Origin of the sequence: Pseudomonas orientalis (assembly GCF_022807995.1) — a bacterium.
Lineage (GTDB): Bacteria > Pseudomonadota > Gammaproteobacteria > Pseudomonadales > Pseudomonadaceae > Aquipseudomonas > Aquipseudomonas orientalis_B.
The window spans coordinates 1,072,157-1,094,759 of the sequence record NZ_CP094351.1 but is presented as its reverse complement, the minus strand read 5'-3'; the positions used below and the strand labels follow the sequence as shown (position 1 = coordinate 1,094,759).

Annotated in this window: 16 protein-coding genes; 14 read left to right on the top strand and 2 right to left on the bottom strand. The window is 59.5% G+C overall.

Annotated elements, in window-relative coordinates:
- Nucleotides 1-48 precede the first annotated feature (48 nt).
- Both MRY17_RS04760 and MRY17_RS04755 read right to left on the bottom strand, forming a co-directional pair.
- Nucleotides 49-1,335 carry a condensation domain-containing protein gene (locus MRY17_RS04760; protein ID WP_243353362.1) on the bottom strand — a complete coding sequence of 429 codons (1,287 nt, stop codon included), beginning with the start codon at nt 1,333-1,335 and terminating at the stop codon, nt 49-51.
- Nucleotides 1,336-1,509: 174 nt separating this feature from the next.
- Entirely contained in the window at nt 1,510-3,003 is a 1,494-nt protein-coding gene (locus MRY17_RS04755; protein WP_124422453.1) for an MFS transporter, read from the bottom strand.
- Between the two features lie 442 nt (nt 3,004-3,445).
- On the opposite strand from MRY17_RS04755, the gene yaaA reads away from it, so the two are divergent.
- The 14 genes from yaaA to MRY17_RS04685 all read left to right on the top strand — a co-directional run bounded on the left by yaaA (nt 3,446) and on the right by MRY17_RS04685 (nt 22,597).
- Nucleotides 3,446-4,225 (top strand): peroxide stress protein YaaA, encoded by a 780-nt coding sequence (gene yaaA / locus MRY17_RS04750; protein WP_191951624.1) that lies wholly within the window; start codon nt 3,446-3,448, stop codon nt 4,223-4,225.
- An 887-nt stretch (nt 4,226-5,112) separates the two neighbouring features.
- Complete coding sequence (locus MRY17_RS04745) at nt 5,113-6,429, top strand: nucleotide sugar dehydrogenase (protein ID WP_057724657.1); 1,317 nt, start codon at nt 5,113-5,115, stop codon at nt 6,427-6,429.
- An 81-nt stretch (nt 6,430-6,510) separates the two neighbouring features.
- The gene (alg8, locus tag MRY17_RS04740; RefSeq protein WP_164484882.1) at nt 6,511-7,992 is read left to right on the top strand and encodes a mannuronan synthase; all 1,482 of its coding nucleotides are present in this window, start codon (nt 6,511-6,513) and stop codon (nt 7,990-7,992) included.
- Between the two features lie 38 nt (nt 7,993-8,030).
- Nucleotides 8,031-9,197, top strand: coding sequence for an alginate biosynthesis protein Alg44 (locus MRY17_RS04735; protein WP_124357124.1), 1,167 nt, complete (start codon nt 8,031-8,033; stop codon nt 9,195-9,197).
- A 131-nt stretch (nt 9,198-9,328) separates the two neighbouring features.
- Complete coding sequence (algK, locus tag MRY17_RS04730; RefSeq protein ID WP_243353915.1) at nt 9,329-10,708, top strand: alginate biosynthesis TPR repeat lipoprotein AlgK; 1,380 nt, start codon at nt 9,329-9,331, stop codon at nt 10,706-10,708.
- Nucleotides 10,705-12,192: an alginate export family protein gene (locus MRY17_RS04725; RefSeq protein WP_057724654.1), complete on the top strand. Its 1,488-nt coding sequence runs from the start codon at nt 10,705-10,707 to the stop codon at nt 12,190-12,192. The genes algK and MRY17_RS04725 overlap by 4 nt, the downstream gene beginning before the upstream one ends.
- The gene (gene algG, locus MRY17_RS04720; RefSeq protein ID WP_191951626.1) at nt 12,192-13,760 is read left to right on the top strand and encodes a mannuronan 5-epimerase AlgG; all 1,569 of its coding nucleotides are present in this window, start codon (nt 12,192-12,194) and stop codon (nt 13,758-13,760) included. Before MRY17_RS04725 ends, algG begins: the two co-directional genes overlap by 1 nt.
- 11 nt (nt 13,761-13,771) lie before the next feature.
- The gene (locus tag MRY17_RS04715) at nt 13,772-15,220 is read left to right on the top strand and encodes an alginate O-acetyltransferase (RefSeq protein WP_124434618.1); all 1,449 of its coding nucleotides are present in this window, start codon (nt 13,772-13,774) and stop codon (nt 15,218-15,220) included.
- Between the two features lie 8 nt (nt 15,221-15,228).
- Nucleotides 15,229-16,338: a mannuronate-specific alginate lyase gene (locus MRY17_RS04710; RefSeq protein ID WP_191951627.1), complete on the top strand. Its 1,110-nt coding sequence runs from the start codon at nt 15,229-15,231 to the stop codon at nt 16,336-16,338.
- Nucleotides 16,339-16,556: 218 nt separating this feature from the next.
- A complete protein-coding gene (locus MRY17_RS04705; RefSeq protein ID WP_191956390.1) occupies nt 16,557-18,089 on the top strand; it encodes an MBOAT family O-acyltransferase in 1,533 nt (510 codons plus the stop codon).
- 11 nt (nt 18,090-18,100) lie between these two features.
- Complete coding sequence (locus MRY17_RS04700) at nt 18,101-19,288, top strand: alginate O-acetyltransferase (protein ID WP_191951628.1); 1,188 nt, start codon at nt 18,101-18,103, stop codon at nt 19,286-19,288.
- A 16-nt stretch (nt 19,289-19,304) separates the two neighbouring features.
- Nucleotides 19,305-19,961: an alginate O-acetyltransferase AlgF gene (locus tag MRY17_RS04695; protein WP_181283217.1), complete on the top strand. Its 657-nt coding sequence runs from the start codon at nt 19,305-19,307 to the stop codon at nt 19,959-19,961.
- A gap of 221 nt (nt 19,962-20,182) precedes the next feature.
- Nucleotides 20,183-21,634: a mannose-1-phosphate guanylyltransferase/mannose-6-phosphate isomerase gene (locus MRY17_RS04690; RefSeq protein ID WP_124369708.1), complete on the top strand. Its 1,452-nt coding sequence runs from the start codon at nt 20,183-20,185 to the stop codon at nt 21,632-21,634.
- Between the two features lie 498 nt (nt 21,635-22,132).
- Nucleotides 22,133-22,597, top strand: coding sequence for a multidrug transporter (locus MRY17_RS04685; protein ID WP_181283216.1), 465 nt, complete (start codon nt 22,133-22,135; stop codon nt 22,595-22,597).
- The last annotated feature ends 6 nt before the right edge of the window (nt 22,598-22,603 follow it).

The following is a 22,603-nucleotide window of genomic DNA, read 5'->3' as shown; positions in this document are numbered from 1 at the left end:
CCCGTGACGCTCCTGTCACTTGGCAGTGCCTATCTGCTTACTCGACTATCAAGTTTCGCAGGCCGTTTTTTCAAATGAGGTCAATAGGTCTTCGATCAGTTCATCCATTGATAACCGCGCAGCAACACGAGGTGTCGCACTTAATGAGACGTGCATCTGCTGCCCATAGAGTTCAATGTCCAGCCCCAATGCCAGCTCGAATGGCTCCTGTGAAAGGCGCTCAATATGGATGCCCTCAGGCGCTAGCTCGTAACCAATTAACGAGGCACCGGGACGTTGGTCGGATACAAAATTGAATCCGATGCAAGGCAAGACAGTCGGCGCCGACTGCTTCTCACCTCCAAAATAGCGCGCGGCGAAATCTTCCGCGTTTGACAGCCCTCTCCGGAGCTCTTCGTCTACCGATTGAAGCGTCTTTGTGAACGAACGATGACGGTCCAAGGAAAAGGTGACCGGCAGAGGGAAGGAGACCGAGCCCACCAAATCCGTGACAGGCGTCGCCCAATCACCGACAAAATGGGGACTGACCCACATTAGCAACCCGACATTTCCAGTGCTCTGGACCTTGGCCAAAGACTGTACCCAACACGCCAGTAAAAAATCGGACAAGCCGATTCCAGCCTCAGCCGCATGGGCGCGCACCGCTGATAAGTCAGCTCCGCATATTCGCCGCTCTTTTCTAACCACTTCAGCCACCGTGCAGGTGCAAGCCAGACCATAGGTAAGCTTGTCCAATAAACCTGAGCCAGGTTCAAAAGGGATGCCGACAGACGGCTCAGGAGCTAGTTGCCTGTGTCTGTCCAGAAGCTCTTGGGCAAAAATTTGATAGGTCGCGCAAGGCTCGGCCTCCAGGGCTTTGCCTGCCAGTAACGACTTATAGGCTCGGGACAGCTCACGCCAGATAATACGACTGGAGATGCCATCACATACCAGGTGATTAAAAATGATGACTAGCCGCTGTTCGCTTGCGCACTGCGCATCGAACAGGCAATAACGCAAAAGCGGCGGTTGGTCCAAAGACATCGAAGCCCGCACTTCATCGATATAACTGACCAACTGATCGCGTAGTTCCAAGGGGTGGCGTGCAGCTGGGCGCACTTGAAACATGCGATCTGCTAATAGGTCGCAAGGATCACAGAAGCGCATGCTTAACTCGTCATTTTTAGAGATGAACGACGCGCGCAAGGTCGGAAATTTATGTAAAAGATAGTTAACAGCGCCACTCAGCGCGTCTGCATCCAGGCGAGAAGTCGGAACCAGAACATCTCCCACACAATGCTTTTCAATTTCCAGAGTAGTACTAACGTCGTACAACTGACCCAGAAGCAAACGCATAACCCCACCTCTCTTAAAGCAATAATTCCATTTATTACTAAAGCAGTGAACGCAATACTATTCGACGATCGAATTAACAAAAGCAAGTTTCATCACATTGCATTGAGAGACAGTACCCTCACATTCGCAGTATCCGCTTCACAACAGTCAAGCGGATACCTAGCGAATGGCTATTTAACTTTCTGACGTAAGGCCTCGACGGCAATTGAAAGTTACTAATGCAGCGGCCAACAATAGAAAGACAATCGCGGCCGCCATTACTGAGAATACCGAGTTTTCAAAAGCCAATCTTGCATTGACCATCAAGGACTCACCTGCTGAGCCAGGCATCTGCTCTGTTAGCAGAATTGCACTGTCAATTCCGTCTCTTGCCAACTGCGGGCTGACCGTATCCGCCGGGACAACGAGCGTTCGACTGTAAACTGCCGCCATCAGGCTGCCCATTATCGCAATCCCAAGCCCCCCTCCAAGCTCATATGAGATTTCTTCAATTGAGGCGGCCATCCCGGCGCGCTCTGGAGGCGCAGCGTCCATGATGGTATTCGACGCCGCAGCCATGCTGGCACCTACACAAGCCCCGAGCAGAAACAAACACGCCAGCTGCAGATATATTGCATAGGAAAAGCTGATCATGAACAGCCCTATGCCGATGGCATATACGACCAGTATCGACGAGAGGAAGCGGTCGCTTCGAAAGCGCGGCAGGAGCCATCCACTGAGCGGACTACCGACGATAGCCCCCAGCGACAACGGCAGGAAATAAAGTCCCGTTTGCAGGGGCGTGAGCCCCAAGACAAGTTGGAGTCTCTGGCTCAGAACCAGGTTAATACCCATCAGGCACCCTGCTACTACCAACCCTGCTATAACCGCCGAAGAAAAAGCCGGGTTGCTAAAGACCTGCATATCAATCAGAGGATGCTCGCTCGCCCGCTGACGCCTGGCGAAAAACCATGCAAAAGCCAGGCAAAGAAGCAAAGCCAATGCCGCATCCATCATTGAAGGTTGTTGCTTTGAAAACTCTTTGATCAGGTAAGCAAAGCTGATCAAAACCACCATTATTTGCAGCGATGCGATCAGGTCCCATGGTCGAGCGGACGCATTGCGCACATTCTTTATCAGGCATAGCGTCAAGAGGCACGCCACTACCACAATTGGAACGTTGATCAGAAATACTGATCCCCACCAAAAATACTCCAACAGTGCGCCACCCAGTAATGGACCTGCCGCCGCTCCGCCCGAAGCCACTGCAGCCCAAATACCGATGGCGAGGGAACGCTCCCTGTCATCCTCAAAAGACAAACTAATAATGGCTAATGTTGCGGGCATCATTGCCGCCGCCCCAATACCGAGAAGAGCACGAGCAAAAATCAGAACAGCAGCCGTAGGAGAAAAAGCGGCTAACAGCGAGGCCCCTCCAAAAATCAGCAGCCCGATGATAAACAGCCGTTGGTGACCCACCCTGTCCCCCAGGGTCCCTGCGCCTAGCAAGAGACCCGCTACGACTAACGGATAGATATTCACAATCCACAGTTTTTCATTTGTGGACGCTTGGAGTTCGTGGGTCAATGTCGGCAGAGCGATATACAACACCGTCATGTCAATTGCGACTAAGAGCAATGCAATAGAAACAATTGCAAGCACCAGCCACCTGTACTTTACCGTATCCATACGTTTTGAAATTCCTTACCTACACATCAATTAACTTATTAAGTACCAGCGCGAATTTGGTGCCAAGACTAGTCCAGATCCTCAAACCCTGCAACCTCGGGCCGGTTGAATTTGTAAACTCAGTGCTGCGATAGAGACAAGCAAATTTTCACTCAGACAACTATCTTAGTCCTTCATCTATCGACATTTTTTGCGAATCAGGTCGCAACCACGCATGTCTCTCCAAGGCTGACGATATATTTAGTAACAACATGGCTGAATGGATCACATATCTGATTGGCTCCGAGTAAGCGCAGCCACTTCATGCCGTGCAAATCGCGGGCACGCTTGGACAAATACCGGGATCGGACGATGCCCAGGGTTGAGCAGCTATCACGACGATAGGTGGAGTTGAACGCCCCAACCCCCTAGAATCCCGCCCACGATTCCAGGAGCCAACTTCATGCTGATGGTGATTTCCCCCGCCAAAACCCTCGATTTCGAGTCACCGCCGGTCACTGCGCGCTTCACCCAGCCGCAGTACCTGGACCATTCCCAGGAACTGATCGAGCAACTGCGCGAACTGAGCCCGGCGCAAATCAGCGAGTTGATGCACGTCTCCGACAAGATCGGCGGCCTCAACGCCGCGCGTTTCGGCAGTTGGACCCCAACCTTCACCCCGGCGAACGCCAAGCAGGCGCTGCTGGCGTTCAAGGGCGACGTGTATACCGGCCTGAATGCCGAGACCTTCAGCGAGGCCGATTTCAGCTATGCCCAGGACCACCTGCGCATGCTCTCGGGCCTGTACGGCCTGTTGCGCCCGCTGGATTTGATGATGCCGTATCGCCTGGAGATGGGCACCAAGCTGGCCAATGCCCGTGGCAAGGACCTCTATGCCTTCTGGGGCACCCGCATCAGCGAGTGGTTGAATGAAGCACTGGCCGCGCAAGGCGACGAGGTGCTGCTCAACCTGGCTTCCAACGAGTACTTCTCGGCGATCAAGCGCACGGCGCTGAAGGCGCGGATCATCAACACCGAGTTCAAGGACCTGAAGAACGGCCAGTACAAGATCATCAGCTTCTATGCGAAAAAAGCCCGGGGCATGATGAGTCGGTTTGTGATTGAAGAACGTATCAACGATCCGGCCAGGCTCAAGCAGTTCGATGTGCAGGGTTATCGCTTCAATGCGGAGCAATCCAAGCCGGACAACCTGGTGTTTTTGCGCGATCACGCACCGGAATAAGGCCTTGCCCTACTCTTTCGGGCGATAGGTTCCACCTGTGGGAGGGGGCTTGCCCCCGATCGCGGAGTGTCAGTCACCGAAGTGTTGACTGAGCCACCGCTATCGGGGGCAAGCCCCCTCCTACATTTTGATGTGTTCCAAATCAACGAATCGTCATTTATTTGGCGCCATAAAACCATCCCGACACAACCCTAAAGATTTCTTCACTCGACATTCATCATTTTTTTTCGTAGTGGCACCCTTTTTTTAATTCAGTAGTGGCACAAAACTATCCCCGCGCACCAACTCCCCACAACTACTGGCTTAAATAGCAAGTGCTATCAATATACTACCAGTGCCATCTTTCCCAATATTTCAAAAAATTTCCGGAAACAGGATGAGCGGCCTGGAACTTCGTCCTGAAGCACCGCTCATACCACCGGTAACGAAATTCTCTGCTGCTGTAAGAGATGACTTACATAACGACCAACGGAAGCAGTCAAGTTGTCATAAAGCACTTTGACTCTATGGTCACAACATCAACTGATCGAGTTAAGGGTGGCGATAAGTACGCATTGCTATCCCTACAGGCCAAGGAAGCGCTGACCTAAATGAGCCCGTGCAAAAACCCAAGGTATTGATAAAAAAGGCATTTTGCCTGTATCGATACCCTTGCCGCACCGGCGCCGGAGCCTTCCTCCAAGGAAGCACGGCTGCATTTCAGGGCAAGCCCCAATAATAAGGCCTGGTTGCGCACAACTTGAGTGCAATAGTTAGTCACTCGTTATTCAACATGCCTGCACGCGGTAAGTCGGCGTCTATTCGCCCAACTTTCGCGGCATCAGTGACGCTTGCAAACATGAACTCCGGCCATCTAATGGCATGATTTAAATACAGAGGTAATTGCGATGCGCATCAGCATATTTGGTTTGGGTTACGTTGGCGCCGTGTGTGCCGGTTGCCTGTCTGCCCGCGGCCACGAAGTGGTCGGCGTAGACATCTCCAAGGAAAAGATCGACCTGATCAACGCCGGTAAATCGCCGATCGTTGAACCGGGTCTGGGCGAGCTGTTGAGCCAGGGTATCCAGACCGGCCGACTGCGTGGCACCACCAACTTCGCCGAAGCCATCCGCGATACCGACCTGTCGATGATTTGCGTGGGCACGCCGAGCAAGAAAAACGGCGACCTGGAACTCAACTACATCGAATCGGTATGCCGCGAGATCGGTTTTGTCCTGCGCGACAAGACTACCCGCCACACTATCGTGGTGCGCAGCACCGTACTGCCGGGCACCGTGGCCAATGTGGTCATCCCGATCCTCGAAGACTGCTCCGGCAAGAAAGCCGGCGTCGACTTCGGCGTGGCGGTCAACCCGGAATTCCTGCGTGAATCCACCGCCATCGCTGACTACGACCTGCCACCGATGACCGTTATTGGCGAATTCGACACCGCCTCCGGCGATGTCCTGCAGTCGCTCTACGAAGAACTCGACGCGCCGATCATCCGCAAGGACATCGCCGTTGCCGAGATGATCAAGTACACCTGCAACGTGTGGCACGCCACCAAAGTCACCTTCGCCAACGAGATCGGCAACATCGCCAAAGCCGTCGGCGTCGATGGCCGTGAAGTGATGGACGTAGTGTGCCAGGACAAGACCCTCAACCTGTCCCAGTACTACATGCGCCCGGGTTTCGCTTTCGGCGGCTCGTGCCTGCCCAAAGACGTGCGTGCCCTGACCTACCGCGCCGGTTCCCTGGACGTGGAAGCGCCGCTGCTCAACTCGCTGATGCGCAGCAACGAGTCCCAGGTACAGAACGCCTTCGACATCGTCTCCAGCCACGACAAGCGCAAAGTCGCCCTGCTGGGCCTGAGCTTCAAGGCCGGTACCGACGACCTGCGTGAAAGCCCGTTGGTAGAGCTGGCGGAAATGCTGATCGGCAAGGGCTACGACCTGAGCATCTACGACAGCAACGTCGAATACGCCCGCGTGCACGGTGCGAACAAGGACTACATCGAAGGCAAGATCCCCCACGTGTCGTCCCTGCTCAACTCGGATTTCGATGATGTGATCAACAACTCCGACGTGATCATCCTCGGTAACCGTGACGAGAAGTTCCGCGCCCTGGCGCACAACGCGCCGGAAGGCAAGCAAGTGGTCGACCTGGTGGGCTTCATGTCCAAGGCCACCAGCGTGAGCGGCCGTACTGAAGGTATTTGCTGGTAACAGCAACGGCAAGTTTCAGGCTGCCAGCGGCTTACCCCAGCGCTGGCAGCCTGAAGCCTCCTCCCCTTCCGGATGACGCTTATGTCCAAGTTAAAACATGTATTGCTGCAAGCCGCCGGCTGGCTGTTGTTTCTCAGCCTGCTGATGGGACTCGCCCTGCTGTTGCCGGCGAGCACCTTCGATTCGCAATCGAAGAACTTTATTTTCCTGATTGGCGCCGTGGGTATCTGGCGCTACTCGATGGGTGCAACGCATTTCTTTCGCGGCATGCTGTTCCTGTACGTGGTGTACCCGCACCTGCGCCGCAAAGTGCGCAAGCTGGGCAAGGCCGCCGACCCCTCCCATGTGTTCCTGATGGTCACCAGCTTCAGGATCGACGCGCTGACCACTGCGCAGGTCTACAGCTCGGTGATTCGTGAAGCCATCGAGTGCGGTTTTCCCACCACCGTGGTCTGCTCGCTGGTGGAAATGTCCGATGAACTGCTGGTCAAGAGCCTCTGGGAAAAAATGAACCCACCGGCTCACGTCAAGCTCGACTTCGTGCGCATCGCCGGTACCGGCAAGCGTGACGGCCTGGCCTTCGGTTTCCGCGCCATCTCGCGCCACCTGCCGGATGACCGCGCCGTGGTGGCCGTGATCGATGGCGACACCGTGCTCGCCGAGGGCGTGGTGCGCAAGACCGTGCCGTGGTTCCAGCTGTTCGGCAATGTCGGCGGCCTGACCACCAACGAATTCTGCGAAGTGCGTGGCGGCTACATCATGAGCGAGTGGCACAAACTGCGCTTCGCCCAGCGCCACATCAACATGTGCTCCATGGCCCTGTCCAAGCGCGTGCTGACCATGACCGGGCGTATGTCGGTGTTTCGCGCCAGCGTGGTGACTGACCCGGGCTTTATCGCCGACGTGGAAAGCGACTCGCTGCAACACTGGCGCCTGGGCCGCTTCAAGTTCCTCACCGGTGATGACAAGTCCAGCTGGTTCAGCCTGATGCGCCTGGGCTACGACACCTTCTACGTGCCGGATGCCGCGATCAACACCGTGGAACACCCGCCGGAAAAGAGCTTTATCAAGGCCAGCCGCAAACTGATGTTCCGCTGGTACGGCAACAACCTGCGCCAGAACTCCCGCGCCCTGGGCCTGGGTGTACGCCGCCTGGGTCTGTTCACCAGCGTGGTGCTGTTCGACCAGCGCGTGTCGATGTGGACCTCCCTGCTCGGCCTGACCGTGGCGATCATCGCCACCTTCAAGTACGGCGGCGCGTTCATCCTCGCGTACCTGCTGTGGATCGGCATCACCCGCCTGATCCTGACCCTGCTGCTGTCGTGCTCCGGCCACAAGATCGGCCCGGCCTACCCGCTGATTCTCTATTACAACCAGATCATGGGCGCGCTGGTGAAGATCTACGTGTTCTTCCGCCTTGATCAACAGTCCTGGACCCGCCAGGACACCAAACTGACCCGCGATTTGGCCAGCTTTCAACGTTGGTTCAACACCTGGTCGTCTCGGACCATGACCTTCTCCGCCGGCAGCATCTTCGTTGCCGTGTTGCTGATGATGGTCTGACCCTGCCAAGCCTGAATTAACCAAGGAATTACACCGTCATGAACAGCCAAGTAAACGCCAACGTTGTCCACGAATCCGAAGCCCAGCGCCAGCACGCCCGGGTCAAAATCCCGGCCAAGCTGCGCTTCTTCAACAGCGACCGCACGCCGACCGAAGCCAAGGTCATCGACCTGTCCGCAGGCGGCCTGGCCTTCACCGCCACGCAGCCGTTGACCATCGGCCAGGTGCACAAGGGTCGCCTGCAGTTCGTCATCGATAACCTTGGCCTGGCGATGGACGTGGAGCTGCAGATCCGCTCCTACGACCGCCAGACCGGCCGCACCGGATGCCAGTTCCAGAACCTCGATGCCCAGGATATCTCCACCCTGCGCCACCTGATCACGTCGCACTTGTCCGGCGACATCGTGACCATGGGCGACGTGCTGGCTACCCTGCAACGCGACAACTTCACCAAGGCGCGCAAGGTCAAGGACGGCGGCAGCGGCATGACCGCGTTCGGGCGTCTGCGCGCCGTGACCTTCAGCCTGGCGATTTTCCTGGTGGGCCTGGCCGCCTTCGGCTTTGTGTTCAAATCGCTGTACGGCATGTATTTCGTCAGCCACGCCCAGGCCGGCCTGGTGAGCGTACCCGGCATGAACGTAACCATGCCGCGCGACGGCACCGTGCAAAGCCTGCTCAAGGGTGACGCGGTAGCGGCCAAAGGCGCGCCACTGGCAACCTTCAGCACCAGCATGCTCGACGTGCTCAAGGGCCACCTGGACGAAGACCAGCTGCAACCGGCCAAGGTTGAAGAGCTGTTCGGCAAGCAGATGACCGGCACCCTGACCTCGCCGTGCGATTGCGTGGTCGCCCAGCAACTGGTCGCCGACGGCCAGTACGCCAGCAAGGGCGATGTGATCTTCCAACTGGTGCCGCGTGGCAGCCAGGCCAATGTGGAAGCCCGCTTCAGCTATCGCCAGTTCGGTGACGTGCGCCCAGGTACGCCGGTGAGCTTCCAGGTCGCCGACGAAGAACAGGTGCGCACCGGCACCATCGTCAGCAGCACCAGCTTGAACAGCGCCGACCTGTCCTCCGACATCCGCGTGCAGATCAAGCCGGACGCCCCGCTGGACAGCACCTACGCCGGCCGCCCGGTGGAAGTCACCAGCGACCGTGGTCCTTCGCTGAACTGGCTGATCGATAAAGCCATGGCTCACGGTCTGTAAGCGAGGACATGCCTGTGAACCCTATTTCAAGAACAACACAATCCCTGTGGGAGCGGGCTTGCTCGCGATGGGATCAGCGCGGTTTGCCTGATGCACCGAGTCGCCTGCATCGGGGGCAAGCCCCCTCCCACATGGGTTCGGTGGCGTTGCTGGCGGTTGCGGTGAGCCTGGCCGGTTGTGCCGGCTTGCCGGATCAGCGTCTGGCCAACGAAGCGCTCAAGCGTGGCGACACCGTCACCGCGCAGCAGAATTACCAGCAACTGGCAGACCTGGGCTACAGCGAAGCCCAGGTGGGCCTGGCCGATATCCAGGTCGGCACCCGCGATCCGGCGCAGATCAAGCAAGCCGAAGCCACCTACCGCGCTGCGGCGGACACTTCGCCGCGGGCCCAGGCGCGTCTGGGTCGTCTGCTGGTGGCCAAGCCCGGCGCCACCGAAGCCGAACACCACGAAGCCCAAATGCTGCTGAAAAAAGCCTTTGCCAATGGCGAAGGCAATACCCTGATTCCGCTGGCGATGCTGTACCTGCAATACCCGCACAGCTTCCCCGACGTGAATGCCCAGCAGCAGATCAGCCAATGGCAGGCCGCCGGTTACCCGGAAGCCGGCCTGGCCCAGGTGCTGCTGTATCGCACCCAGAACACCTACGACCAGCATCTGGATGACGTGGAGCGCATCTGCAAGGCCGCGCTGAACACCACCGATATCTGCTACGTCGAGCTGGCCACCGTCTACCAGAAAAAAGCCGCGCCGGAAAAACAGGCCGAGCTGCTCAAGCAGATGGAAGCCGGCTACAGCCGTGGCACCGTTACCGCCCAGCGCGTCGACAGCGTGGCACGCGTACTCGGCGATGCCACCCTCGGCACGCCGGACGAGAAAACCGCCCAGGCGTTGCTTGAAAAAATCGCCCCCGGTTACCCGGCATCCTGGGTCAGCCTGGCGCAACTGCTCTACGACTTCCCCGAACTGGGCGATGTCGACCAGATGATGAAGTACCTCGACAACGGCCGTGCCGCCGACCAGCCACGCGCCGAATTGCTGCTGGGCAAGCTCTACTACGAAGGCAAGTGGGTACCGGCCGACGCCAAGGCTGCCGAGGCGCATTTCGAGAAAGCCGTGGGCCGTGAAGTGGCCGCCGATTACTACCTCGGCCAGATCTACCGTCGTGGCTACCTGGGCAAGGTCTACCCGCAAAAAGCCCTGGACCACCTGCTGACCGCAGCGCGCAACGGCCAGAACAGCGCCGACTTCGCCATCGCCCAGCTGTTTTCCCAGGGCAAGGGCACCAAGCCCGACCCGCTCAACGCCTATGTCTTCAGCCAGTTGGCCAAAGCCCAGGACACGCCGCAAGCCAATGACCTGGCCACCCAGCTTGAAGCGCCGCTGACCCCTGAACAACGCGCCGAAGGCCAACGCCTGGTGCAACAGGAGCTGGCCGCCCGCGGCACCCTGGCCCAGAGCACGCTGCAACTGCACGCCCTGCAAGAAGAAGACGGCGAGGAATCCCTATGAAGCTCAACCCATTCGTCAAGGCCGGCATCGGCCTGTCCTTCGCCCTGCTGTGGTCGTGCCCGACCCTGGCCGCGCTGACCGAAGCCAAAAACTTCGGCCTGGAAGTCAAAGCCACCGCGCAGTCCGAAGACGACCGCGACCTGGGCACCCAGAAAGGCGGCGACGTCAACGGTATCGGCCTCGACCTGCGCCCGTGGATCTACGGCGAAAGCGGCGCGTGGAGCGCCTACGCCATGGGCCAGGCGGTGGTGTCCAGCGACATCATCGAGACCGACACCCTGCAACCGTCGGCCGATGACACCACTGAACAATCGAGCAACGACGACCGCAAGGCCAAGAAAAACTACTTGGCCCTGCGCGAGTTCTGGGTCGGCTACAGCGGCTTCACGCCCTACCCCGGCGAGATCCTCAAGTTCGGTCGCCAGCGCCTGCGCAATGACGACGGCCAATGGCGCGACACCAACATCGAAGCGCTGAACTGGACCTTCGACACCACCCTGCTCAAGGCCAATGTCGGCGCCGCCGAACGCTTCAGCGAATACCGCACCGACCTCAAGGAACTGTCGCCGGTCGACAAGGACCGCCAGCACTTCTACGCCGACGCCGCCTACCAGTGGACGCCGGGCCAGTGGATCGGCCTGCGCGGCCACCACACCCACGACGACGGCAAGCTCGACTACGCCGAACCGGGCGTGGCCAGCGACCCATTGGACAAGCGCGAGAACGGCGACCTGACCTGGCTCGGCATCGAAGCCAACAGCGACGCTTACAACTGGCGCAACACCAACACCGTCAATTATTGGGCCAGCATCACCGGCATGCGTGGCGACCGCGACACGGTCAACGCCTTGAACGCCGATGGCAGCCGTCCCACCAATGCCAAGCGCAGTGATGACGTCAGCGGCTGGGCCACCGATATCGGCGTGCGCCTGCGCCTCGACCCGCAGTGGCAAGTCGGCGCGGCGTATTCGCGCGCCAGTGCCGAGTACGAGCAGAACGGCCTGCAAAGCAACCGTTCGAACTGGACCGGTACCCAGTCCCGCGTGCACCGCTTCGGTGAAGCGTTTCGTGGCGAGATGAACAACATGCAGTCCATGAGCCTGTTCGGTTCCTGGCAACTGCGCGAGGACTACGACGCCAGCCTGGTGTACCACAAGTTCTGGCGCGTGGACGGCAACAAGCCGGTGGGCAGCAACGGCATCGACGCGGTGCAGAACAACACCGACGACGTCACCGGCGCGATCCTCTCCAGCACCTCCCTGCCCCTGGAAGACGGCAAGAAGGACCTTGGCCAGGAGATGGACCTGGTGGTCACCAAGTACTTCAAGAAAGGCTTGCTGCCTGCGGCGCTGAGTCAGTCGATCGACGAGCCATCGGCCCTGGTGCGCCTGCGCGCCGGCGTGTTCAAGCCGGGTGACGCCTATGGCAGCCAGGTCGACTCCTACATGCACCGCGCCTTTGTCGACGTGGTCTGGAAATTCTGATGGGAGCCTGCGCAATGAATGCTCAAAGCCTACTCGTCGCGGCAATGCTGGTGGCCAGTGCCCCGGCGTTTGCCGACACGGCGGCCAAGGCGCCGACCATCGCCAAGGAACTGCAACAGGCCAAGACCTACACCATTTCCAGCCCGCCCACCGCGCCGCTGGAAATGGCCAAGCCGGCGCTGCCCGACCTGTCGGGCTACACCGCTGCGGCCATGGAAAAAAAGATCGTCAGAAGCAAACCGGGCAAGATCAGCATCCGCCGCATGATGCAGGAGGACGCGCTCAAGGACTTCATCGGCGGTGACAACAAGATGGCCGAATGGGTGGTGCGCCAGCACGGCATTCCCCAGGCGATCTTTGTCGACGACGGCTACATGAACCTCAAGGACCTGCTGGGCAAGGTGCCCAAGCAGTACTTCAGCGAGACATCGCCCGGTGTGTTCCTGGCCAAGTTGCCCATCGTGGTCGGCCGCAAAGGCATCCTCGATATCGACAAGAACACCCAGGAACTGCGCCTGTCCCAGCAAGCCGGCTCGTTTTTGATCAACGACGGCCAACTGTTCGTGCATGACACCAAGGTCACCGGCTGGGATGAAAAAACCAACGGCCCGGCACTGTTCAAGTCGCCCAAGGAGTTCCGCCCGTTCCTGCTGGCCTGGGGCGGTACCGAGACTTATATCTCCAAGACCAAGATGGCCAGCTTCGGCTATGCCAACAGTAAGTCGTACGGGGTGAGTATTTCCCAGTACACGCCGAACATGGCCAAGGTGCTCAAGCGTCCGGAGCCGACCGGCTGGATCATCGATTCCGAGTTCTCGGACATGTGGTACGGCTTCTACTGCTACGAAACCACGGGCTTTGTGATCAAGGGCAATACCTACAAAGACAACATCGTATACGGCATTGACCCCCACGACCGTTCCCACGGCCTGATCATCGCCGACAACACGGTGTACGGCACCAAGAAGAAGCACGGCATCATCATTTCCCGGGAAGTGAACGACAGCTTCATCTTCAACAACCGCAGCTACGACAACAAGCTGTCGGGCCTGGTGATCGACCGTAACAGCGTCAACAACCTGATCGTCGACAACGAGATCTACCGCAACCACACCGACGGCATCACCCTCTATGAGAGCGGTGACAACCTGCTGTGGGGCAACAAGGTGATCAGCAACCGTCGCCACGGTATTCGTGTGCGTAACAGCGTGAACATCAAGCTCTATGAAAACACTGCAATGGCCAACGGCCTGACTGGCGTGTATGGCCACATCAAGGACTTGACCGACACCGACCGCGACATCGCCCTTGACCCGTTCGACGCCAAGGTCTCGCTGATCGTGGTCGGCGGTGAACTGGCGGGCAACGGCAGCGGGCCGCTGTCCATCGACTCGCCGTTGAGTATCGAGCTGTACCGCGTGTCGATGCTGGCGCCGACCAAATCCAGCGGCATCAGCTTCTCCGGCATTCTGGGCGAGCGCCAGGAAGAAATTCTCGACCTGCTGGTGCGCCAGCAGAAAGCCGTGCTGATCGACCCCGTCGAACGCCAGACCGAACTGCAGGACTGAGGATGACCCTTATGCACCCACACATGATCAAACTGCTGAGCCTCTCGGGTCTGACCCTCGGCCTGCTCGCGGCCAGCCAGGGCGTGCGCGCCGATGAAGTGAAGGCACCGACCTTCACGGCCGAACCGTGCTGCAGCCTGTGCCCGGCCGCCCACGACGCGAAGAACTACACCACGCGCTACCAGCAGAACTTCACCACCCTGGTACAAGCCCAGGGCGACTGGCTGTTCCGTACCCAGGAAGACCTGCGTACCGAATTCGACACCACCCCGGCCGGCTACAAGCGCATGCAGCAGTTGCACGATGCGTTCAAGAGCAAGGGCGTGGAATTGGTGGTGGTCTACCAGCCGACCCGTGGCCTGGTGAACCGCAACAAGCTCAACCCCGAAGAAAAAGCCCAGTTCGACTTCGACAAGGCGCTGGGTAACTACAAGACCATGCTCGGCCGTTTCGCCAAGATGGGCTACGTGGTACCGGACCTGTCGCCGCTGACCAACGAGCAACTGCCGGATGAATTGCCGGCCCACGATTTCTACTTCCGTGGCGACCAGCACTGGACCCCGTACGGCGCCCAGCGCACCGCAAAAATCGTCGCGGCCAAGGTCAAGCAGATGCCGCAATACGCGGAAATCCCCAAGCGCGAATTCGAGACCAAGCGCTCGGGGCGCATGGGCAAGACCGGCACCCTGCACAACATGGCCGGGCAACTGTGCGGCACCAGCTATGCGATCCAGTACATGGACCAGTTCACCACCGAGCCCAAGGGCGAAGCCGGCGACGGCGACCTGTTCGGCGACTCGGGCAACCCGCAGATCACCCTGGTGGGCACCAGCCACAGCGGCAAGAACTACAACTTCGCCGGCTTCCTGCAGGAAGAAATCGGTGCCGACATCCTTAACGTCGCCTTCCCCGGCGGCGGCCTGGAAGGCTCGATGATCCAGTACCTGGGCAGCGAAGAGTTCCAGAAGAACCCGCCGAAGATCCTGATCTGGGAGTTCTCGCCGCTGTACCGTCTGGACCAGGAAACCATCTACCGCCAGATGATGGCGCTGCTCGACAACGGCTGCGAAGGCAAGACCGCGCAGATGTCGGCCAGCACCACGTTGAAACCGGGCAAAAACGAACTGATGGTCAACAGCGCGAACAAAGACCTGCGCAACGCCAACCATCAGGTCGATATCCGCTTCGCCGATCCGTCGGTGAAAACACTGCAAGCCACCCTCTGGTACATGAACGGGCGCCACGAGGACATCAAGATCGAGAAACCCGAAACATCCGATACAGACGGGCGTTTCGCCTTTGAACTGCGCACCGATGAAGACTGGGCCTCGCAGAACTTGCTGGCTGTGGAAGTGCAGGGCCCGGAACAGGGTGCTGCCGCGCAGAAGGTCGAAGCGAAAATTTGCACACGCAACGTATTCCCAAGCGGCGGTCAGCAGACCGCCCAACTCGGGAAGTGAGGTTACCTATGCAAAAGTTATTGCTCCCTACCCTGCTGGGCCTGGCCATCTTTGCCGGCTCCGTGAATGCGGCCGCGCCACTGCGTCCGCCTCAAGGCTATTTCGCCCCGATCGAAGCGTTCAAGACCGGCGACTTCAAGGAAAACTGCGACACCATGCCGACGCCCTACACCGGGCCTCTGCAATTTCGCAGCAAGTACGAAGGCTCCGACAAGGCTCGCTCGACGCTGAATGTGCAGTCGGAAAAAGCCTTTCGCGACAGCACCGCCGACATCACCAAGCTGGAAAAAGACACCAGCAAACGCGTGATGCAGTTCATGCGCGACGGCCGCCCCGAGCAGCTCGAATGCACGCTGAACTGGCTGGTGTCGTGGGCCAAGGCCGATGCCTTGATGTCCAAGGACTTCAACCACACCGGCAAGTCCATGCGCAAATGGGCACTGGGCAGCATGGCCTCGGCCTATGTGCGTCTGAAGTTCTCCGAGTCGCATCCGCTGGCCAACCATCAGCAGGAATCGCAACTGATCGAAGCCTGGTTCAACAAACTGGCCGATCAAGTGGTGAGCGACTGGGACAACCTGCCCCTGGAAAAAACCAACAACCACTCCTACTGGGCCGCCTGGTCGGTAATGGCGACCTCCATCGCCACCAACCGCCGCGATCTGTTCGATTGGGCCGTCAAGGAATACAAGGTCGGCGTGAACCAGGTCGACGACCAGGGCTTCCTGCCGAACGAACTGAAGCGTCAGCAACGCGCCCTGTCGTACCACAACTACGCCCTGCCGCCGCTGTCGATGATCGCCAGTTTCGCCCTGGTCAACGGCGTGGACCTGCGCCAGGAAAACAACAGCGCGCTCAAGCGCCTGGGCGACAAGGTGCTGGCCGGGGTGAAAGACCCGGACATCTTCGAGCAGAAGAACGGCAAAGAGCAAGATATGAAGGACCTCAAGGAAGACATGAAATTTGCCTGGCTTGAGCCCTTCTGCACCCTCTACACCTGTGCCCCGGAGGTGATCGAACGCAAGCACGGCATGCAACCGTTCAAGACCTTCCGCCTGGGCGGCGACCTGACCAAGGTCTACGACCCGACGCATGAAAAAGGCAAAAAAGGCAGCTGACGGAACGCGGTAAAAAATGTGGGAGGGGGCTTGCCCCCGATGACGGTGTAACAGTCGCCATCTGTGTTGAATGACACACCGCTATCGGGGGCAAGCCCCCTCCCACATTTTTGAGCCGGTTTCGACAGTGAGATTGCAACACAACCCTCCCCGAATTTCGTGGGGGGTTTGGGGGGGCTGCGGCCCTTGACTGTTGGTTTAAACATGGAGAGATCGGGATGGTTTTCTCGTCCAATGTGTTCCTGTTTCTGTTCTTGCCGATCTTTCTCGGCTTGTACTATTTGAGCGGGCAACGCTATCGCAACCTGCTGCTGCTGATTGCCAGCTACGTGTTCTACGCCTGGTGGCGAGTGGACTTCCTGGCGCTGTTCGCCGCCGTCACGCTGTGGAACTACTGGATCGGCCTCAAGGTCGGTGCCGCCGGTGTGCGCACCAAACCGGCGCAGCGCTGGCTGCTGCTCGGCGTGGCCGTCGACCTGTGCATTCTCGGCTACTTCAAGTACGCCAACTTCGGCGTCGACAGCATCAATGTGATGATGAAGTCGGCGGGCCTGGAGCCGTTTATCCTCACCCACGTGCTGTTGCCGATCGGGATTTCGTTCTACATCTTCGAGTCCATCAGCTACATCATCGACGTGTATCGCGGCGACACCCCGGCAACGCGCAACCTGATCGACTTCGCGGCGTTCGTGGCGATCTTCCCGCACCTGATCGCAGGCCCCGTGTTGCGTTTTCGCGACCTGGCCGACCAGTTCAACAACCGCACCCACACCCTCGACAAGTTCTCCGAAGGCTGCACGCGGTTCATGCAGGGTTTCATCAAGAAAGTCTTTATCGCCGATACTCTGGCGGTGGTGGCCGACCATTGCTTCGCCCTGCAAAACCCGACCACGGGTGACGCATGGCTGGGCGCATTGGCGTATACCGCGCAGCTGTACTTCGACTTCTCCGGCTACAGCGACATGGCCATCGGCCTGGGCTTGATGATGGGCTTCCGCTTCATGGAAAACTTCAAGCAGCCGTACATCAGCCAGTCGATCACCGAGTTCTGGCGGCGCTGGCACATCAGCCTGTCCACCTGGCTGCGCGACTACCTGTACATCACCCTGGGCGGCAACCGCAAAGGCACGCTGACCACCTACCGCAACCTGTTCCTGACCATGCTGCTCGGTGGCCTGTGGCACGGTGCGAACATCACCTACATCGTGTGGGGTGCCTGGCACGGCATGTGGCTGGCGATTGAAAAAGCCATCGGCCTCAATACCGCGCCGCGCAGCTTCAACGTGCTGCGCTGGGCCTTCACCTTCCTGCTGGTGGTGATGGGCTGGGTGATCTTCCGCGCCGAAAACCTGCACGTCGCCGGGCGTATGTACGGTGCGATGTTCAGCTTCAGCGAATGGTCGCTGTCGGAACTCAACCGCGCCAGCCTGACCGGCCTGCAAGTGGCAACCCTGGTGGTGGCTTACGTAACCCTGGCGTTCTTCGGCCTGCGCGATTTCTACACCAATCGCCCTGCCGACAAGGCCAAGCCGGCCGACCCGAGCCTGATCAAGGCCGTACCGGGCGACAACCCCGGCAGCATCCACGAGCCCGGTTTCAGCGTGGGCCGTGACGCCGCCGTGCAACCGGCCTACTGGACCGCTGACTGGCCACGCTACGCCATGCGCGCTGCGGTGCTGCTGCTGTTCGTGGCGTCGATCCTGAAACTGTCGGCGCAGAGTTTCTCGCCGTTCCTTTACTTCCAATTCTGAGGGAGCCGACCATGACCCGTTCATTACGCATCCTCTATATCAGCCTGTTCCTGGTGCTGCTGCTGGCACTGGGCGCCTGGTCGCTGCGCAGCTTCTCTGGCTTCAGCACCAATGCCGATGCCACTGTGCTCAACGGTCGCTGGACCAAGGCCGTCGAGACCCATTACGACGACGAGTTCCCGATCAAGCGCCTGGGCACCAACCTGTGGGCGGCGCTGGACTACAAGCTCTTCAATGAAGGCCGCCCTGGCGTGGTGCTGGGCCGCGATCACTGGCTGTACAGCGACGAGGAATTCAACCCCGCCGTCAACGAAGACCAGAACCTGCAAGGCAACTACGCGCTGGTCGAAGGCGTGCGCCAGAAGCTCAAGGCCCAGGGCATCCAATTGGTGATGGCAATCGTGCCGGCCAAGGTGCGCCTGTACCCCGAACACCTGGGTGAAGTGAAACCGGCAAGCATCCACGCCAACCTGTATCAGGACTTCCACGCCCGTGTCGCGGCAGACAACATCCCCGCCCCGGACCTGCTCGGCCCGCTGCAACAGGCCAAGCTCGCCGGCAAGCAGGTATTCCTGCGCACCGACACCCACTGGACCCCGGACGGCGCGGAAATCGCCGCCAAGCAATTGGCCAAGGCGATTGCCGACAAGACCCCGCTGAGCGGCGAGCCGCAGCGCTTTGTCACCGAAGCGGAAAAGACCGAACCGCATAAAGGCGACCTGCGTCTGTTCCTGCCCCTGGACCCGCTGTTTGAAAACCTGATGCCGCCCAAGGAGCCGCTGCAAAAACGCGTCACCCACCTGGCCGAAGACAAAGGTGATGACGCGCTGTTCAGCGACAGCGAAACCCCGGTGGCCCTGGTAGGCACCAGCTACAGCGCCAACCCCAACTGGAACTTCGTCGGCGCCCTCAAGCAAGCCCTGGGCAGCGACGTGGTCAGCTACGCCGAAGACGGCCACGGCCCGATCCTGCCGATGCTCAGCTACCTGAAAAGTGACGACTTCAAGAACAGCCCGCCCCAGGTGCTGATCTGGGAATTCCCTGAACGCTATCTGCCCGTCAACAACGAAATCGGTGATGCCGACCCCGCGTGGGTTGCGCAGCTTAAACAAGCCGGTTCGCGCCAACAGAACATGGCAAGCAACACCCCTGCTTTTAAAAATCAGAAATCCGAGACGCCCGACCGGGCGCAAAACTGAAAGAGAGGTAACTCACATGACTTTCACTACAACTCCTCGTCGTCTCGCCAAGACCCTGGCTATCGCCGCCGGCCTGAGCTTCGTATCCCTGTCCGCCTTCGCCGGTGGTGACGCTGCGCTCTACGGCCCGACCGCGCCAAAAGGCTCGAGCTTCGTGCGCATCTACAACGCTTCGAACCAGGAAGTCAGCGCGACGGTTGGCAGCACCAACCTCAGCGACGTTGCGCCGCTGGCCAGCAGTGACTTCAGCTTCATGCCGGGCGGCGACTACAGCGCCAAGGTCGGCAGCCAGACCGTGCCGGTGAAACTCGCCGCCGATCACTACTACACCCTGGTCAATAACAGCAGCGGCCAGCCGCAGTTGATCGAGGAGCCGCCGTTCAAGAACAAGCAGAAGTCCCTGGTGCGCGTGCAGAACCTCAGCGACAAGGCCCTGACCCTCAAGACTGCCGACGGCAAGACCGACGTGGTCAAGTCGGTGGCCGCCAAGGGCCGTGGCGAGCGTGAGATCAACCCGGTGAAGGTGAGCCTGGCGCTGTATGACGGCGACAAAAAGGTCGGCGATGTGAAGCCGGTTGCGTTGGAACGTGGTGAAGCGGCGGTGCTGTACGTCACCGGCTCCGGTTCGAGCCTGTCGCCAGTCTGGGTGAAACGCCCAGTGTCGACCCGCTGATTATTTCCCGAACTGAACGCAATCTACTGTAGGAGCGGGCTTGCCCGCGAAGAACGTCAACGATGACGCAGCGCCTCTGGTTTATCGCGGTGCTCTCAGATTTTTCGTGAGCAAGCTCGCTCCTACAGGGATTGCGGTTTCAGTTCGGACCGAGACAAAAACAAGAGTGAAACGACAAACCTTCGTAGCTCTGACCCAAACTGATTCAAGGAGAAACACCCATGATCCCAGTAATCCTTTCCGGTGGTAGCGGCTCACGTCTTTGGCCGCTTTCGCGTAAACAGTTCCCCAAGCAATTCCTGGCCCTGACCGGCGAGCACACGCTGTTCCAGCAAACCCTGGAACGCCTGGTGTTCGAAGGCATGGACTCGCCCATCGTGGTCTGCAACAAGGATCACCGCTTCATCGTCAACGAGCAACTGAGCGCGCGCAAGCTTGAGTGCCAGCGTATCCTGATGGAGCCGTTCGGTCGCAACACCGCACCGGCCGTGGCCCTGACCGCGATGATGCTGGTCAACGAAGGCCGTGACGAGCTGATGCTGGTGCTGCCTGCCGACCACGTCATCGACGACCAGAAAGCCCTGCAACGTGCGCTGGCCCTGGCCACCGTGGCAGCCGAGCGCGGCGAGATGGTGTTGTTCGGCGTGCCGGCAACCCGTCCGGAAACCGGTTATGGCTACATCAAGTCCACCAACGATTCGCTGCTGCCCGAAGGCGTGAGCCGCGTGCAGCAGTTCGTGGAAAAACCCGATGAAAAACGCGCCGTCGAGTTCGTTAAAAGCGGCGGTTACTTCTGGAACAGCGGCATGTTCCTGTTCCGCGCCAGCCGTTTCCTGGAGGAGCTGAAAAAGCACGATCCGGACATCTACGACACCTGCGTACTGACCCTCGAGCGCAGCGAGCAGACCGCCGACACCGTGACCTTCGACGAAGCCACCTTCGCCTGCTGCCCGGACAACTCCATCGACTACGCCGTGATGGAAAAAACCCAGCGCGCCTGTGTGGTGCCATTGAGCGCCGGCTGGAGCGACGTGGGCTGCTGGGCCTCGCTGTGGGCGGTCAACGATAAAGACGCCAACGGCAACGTAAGCAAAGGCGACGTGGTGATCCAGGACAGCCGCAACTGCATGGTGCATGGCAACGGCAAACTGGTGTCGGTGATCGGCCTGGACAACATCGTGGTGGTGGAGACCAAGGACGCGATGATGATTGCCCACAAGGACAAGGTCCAGGGCGTCAAGCAGATGGTCAACACCCTCAATGAGCAAGGCCGCAGCGAGACCCAGAACCACTGCGAAGTCTATCGTCCGTGGGGCTCCTACGACTCGGTGGACATGGGCGGGCGCTTCCAGGTCAAGCACATCTCGGTCAAGCCGGGGGCGTGCCTGTCGCTGCAGATGCACCATCACCGCGCCGAACACTGGATCGTGGTCAGCGGCACCGCTGAAGTGACCTGTGACGACAACGTGTTCCTGCTGTGCGAGAACCAGTCCACCTACATTCCGATCGCCTCGGTGCACCGCCTGCGCAACCCGGGCAAGATCCCGCTGGAAATCATCGAAGTGCAATCGGGCAGCTATCTGGGTGAAGACGACATCGAACGCTTCGAAGATATCTACGGTCGCTCGACGCCGATTGAACGTGGCGTGTCGGTGAAAACTATCGCGCAGTAAAACAGTCGTACAAGAAGCCCTCACCCAGCCCATTGCGTCCCCTATCCGCAGTCGGCTGGGTGGGGGCTTTTTTTTACGCGCTACTTGGGCAGCGACTCCCGGCTGCTTGAGTGATTGCAACGATCCTGTTTGTTTAACAGCCCGATGACTGCAGTGGCCAGTCCCGCCAGGGAGTTCACGACACTGGCAGCGACCGGCCCGGTGCAGCCGCTCATGCATCCGTTATTTTTGGGTTCGGTGGCGGTACTGCGCGGGGGTATCTGCGTGCCGACCGCCGAAGCAGCGCCAGCTTGATCCGTCGCTGCTGGACCGGGGGCGTAAGGCGCCGAAGGAGAGTTTGCTATGTTCATGAAGAGCCTCTGAGTGGATGGAAACAGCCGGAGTGTGACCTCACTTGTGTGAATAGCCGCCAGCAAACAGTTCCACCTTTACCTCGTCCGATAGGCAAGTCGCCTGCCCCGCAGTACGATGGCTCACCCCAATCGCGAGGCAGTGACTATGTTCTTCGGCGTTCTCCTGGTCATCACCTGGCTGGTCCTGCTGCTGCGCTATCCGGCCAAGGCCTTGCCGGTGTCGCTGGCCGCTGCCGTCGGCCTGGGTTTCGTGGCGGTGTGGGTGGTGTGGCTGGACAACCGCGAAGCCAAGCAACTGGCCCGCCTGGAATTGCGCATTACTTACGCCCCTCAGGAATGCCCGGCCGACCGTCCGTTAAAACTGACCCTGAACAACGGCAACGACGTCCCACTGGCCGAACTGCGCTGGCGCGTCGCCGCCTATGCACCGGGCGATACCGTCAACCTGGCCGACAACGTCTACGCCGCGCCGCGCTATCGCGGCCCCGGCGAATTGCAAGCCGGTGCGACCTGGGACGACTGCCTGCCCGCCCCGCCACTGCGCCCCGGCTACCGCCCGCAAACCCTGGAATTTCGCGCCGAGCACCTGCAAGGCAGTTTCTCGGACTGACAAAGG

Coding starts and splice junctions, on each gene's coding strand:
- yaaA (WP_191951624.1), top strand. CDS start 3,446: ATGCTGATGGTGATTTCCCCCGCCAAAACCCTCGATTTCGAGTCACCG.
- MRY17_RS04700 (WP_191951628.1), top strand. CDS start 18,101: ATGACCCGTTCATTACGCATCCTCTATATCAGCCTGTTCCTGGTGCTG.
- MRY17_RS04695 (WP_181283217.1), top strand. CDS start 19,305: ATGACTTTCACTACAACTCCTCGTCGTCTCGCCAAGACCCTGGCTATC.
- MRY17_RS04690 (WP_124369708.1), top strand. CDS start 20,183: ATGATCCCAGTAATCCTTTCCGGTGGTAGCGGCTCACGTCTTTGGCCG.
- MRY17_RS04685 (WP_181283216.1), top strand. CDS start 22,133: ATGTTCTTCGGCGTTCTCCTGGTCATCACCTGGCTGGTCCTGCTGCTG.
- alg8 (WP_164484882.1), top strand. CDS start 6,511: ATGTCCAAGTTAAAACATGTATTGCTGCAAGCCGCCGGCTGGCTGTTG.
- MRY17_RS04710 (WP_191951627.1), top strand. CDS start 15,229: ATGCAAAAGTTATTGCTCCCTACCCTGCTGGGCCTGGCCATCTTTGCC.
- MRY17_RS04735 (WP_124357124.1), top strand. CDS start 8,031: ATGAACAGCCAAGTAAACGCCAACGTTGTCCACGAATCCGAAGCCCAG.
- MRY17_RS04725 (WP_057724654.1), top strand. CDS start 10,705: ATGAAGCTCAACCCATTCGTCAAGGCCGGCATCGGCCTGTCCTTCGCC.
- MRY17_RS04760 (WP_243353362.1), bottom strand. CDS start 1,335: ATGCGTTTGCTTCTGGGTCAGTTGTACGACGTTAGTACTACTCTGGAA.
- algG (WP_191951626.1), top strand. CDS start 12,192: ATGGGAGCCTGCGCAATGAATGCTCAAAGCCTACTCGTCGCGGCAATG.
- MRY17_RS04715 (WP_124434618.1), top strand. CDS start 13,772: ATGCACCCACACATGATCAAACTGCTGAGCCTCTCGGGTCTGACCCTC.
- algK (WP_243353915.1), top strand. CDS start 9,329: ATGGGTTCGGTGGCGTTGCTGGCGGTTGCGGTGAGCCTGGCCGGTTGT.
- MRY17_RS04745 (WP_057724657.1), top strand. CDS start 5,113: ATGCGCATCAGCATATTTGGTTTGGGTTACGTTGGCGCCGTGTGTGCC.
- MRY17_RS04705 (WP_191956390.1), top strand. CDS start 16,557: ATGGTTTTCTCGTCCAATGTGTTCCTGTTTCTGTTCTTGCCGATCTTT.
- MRY17_RS04755 (WP_124422453.1), bottom strand. CDS start 3,003: ATGGATACGGTAAAGTACAGGTGGCTGGTGCTTGCAATTGTTTCTATT.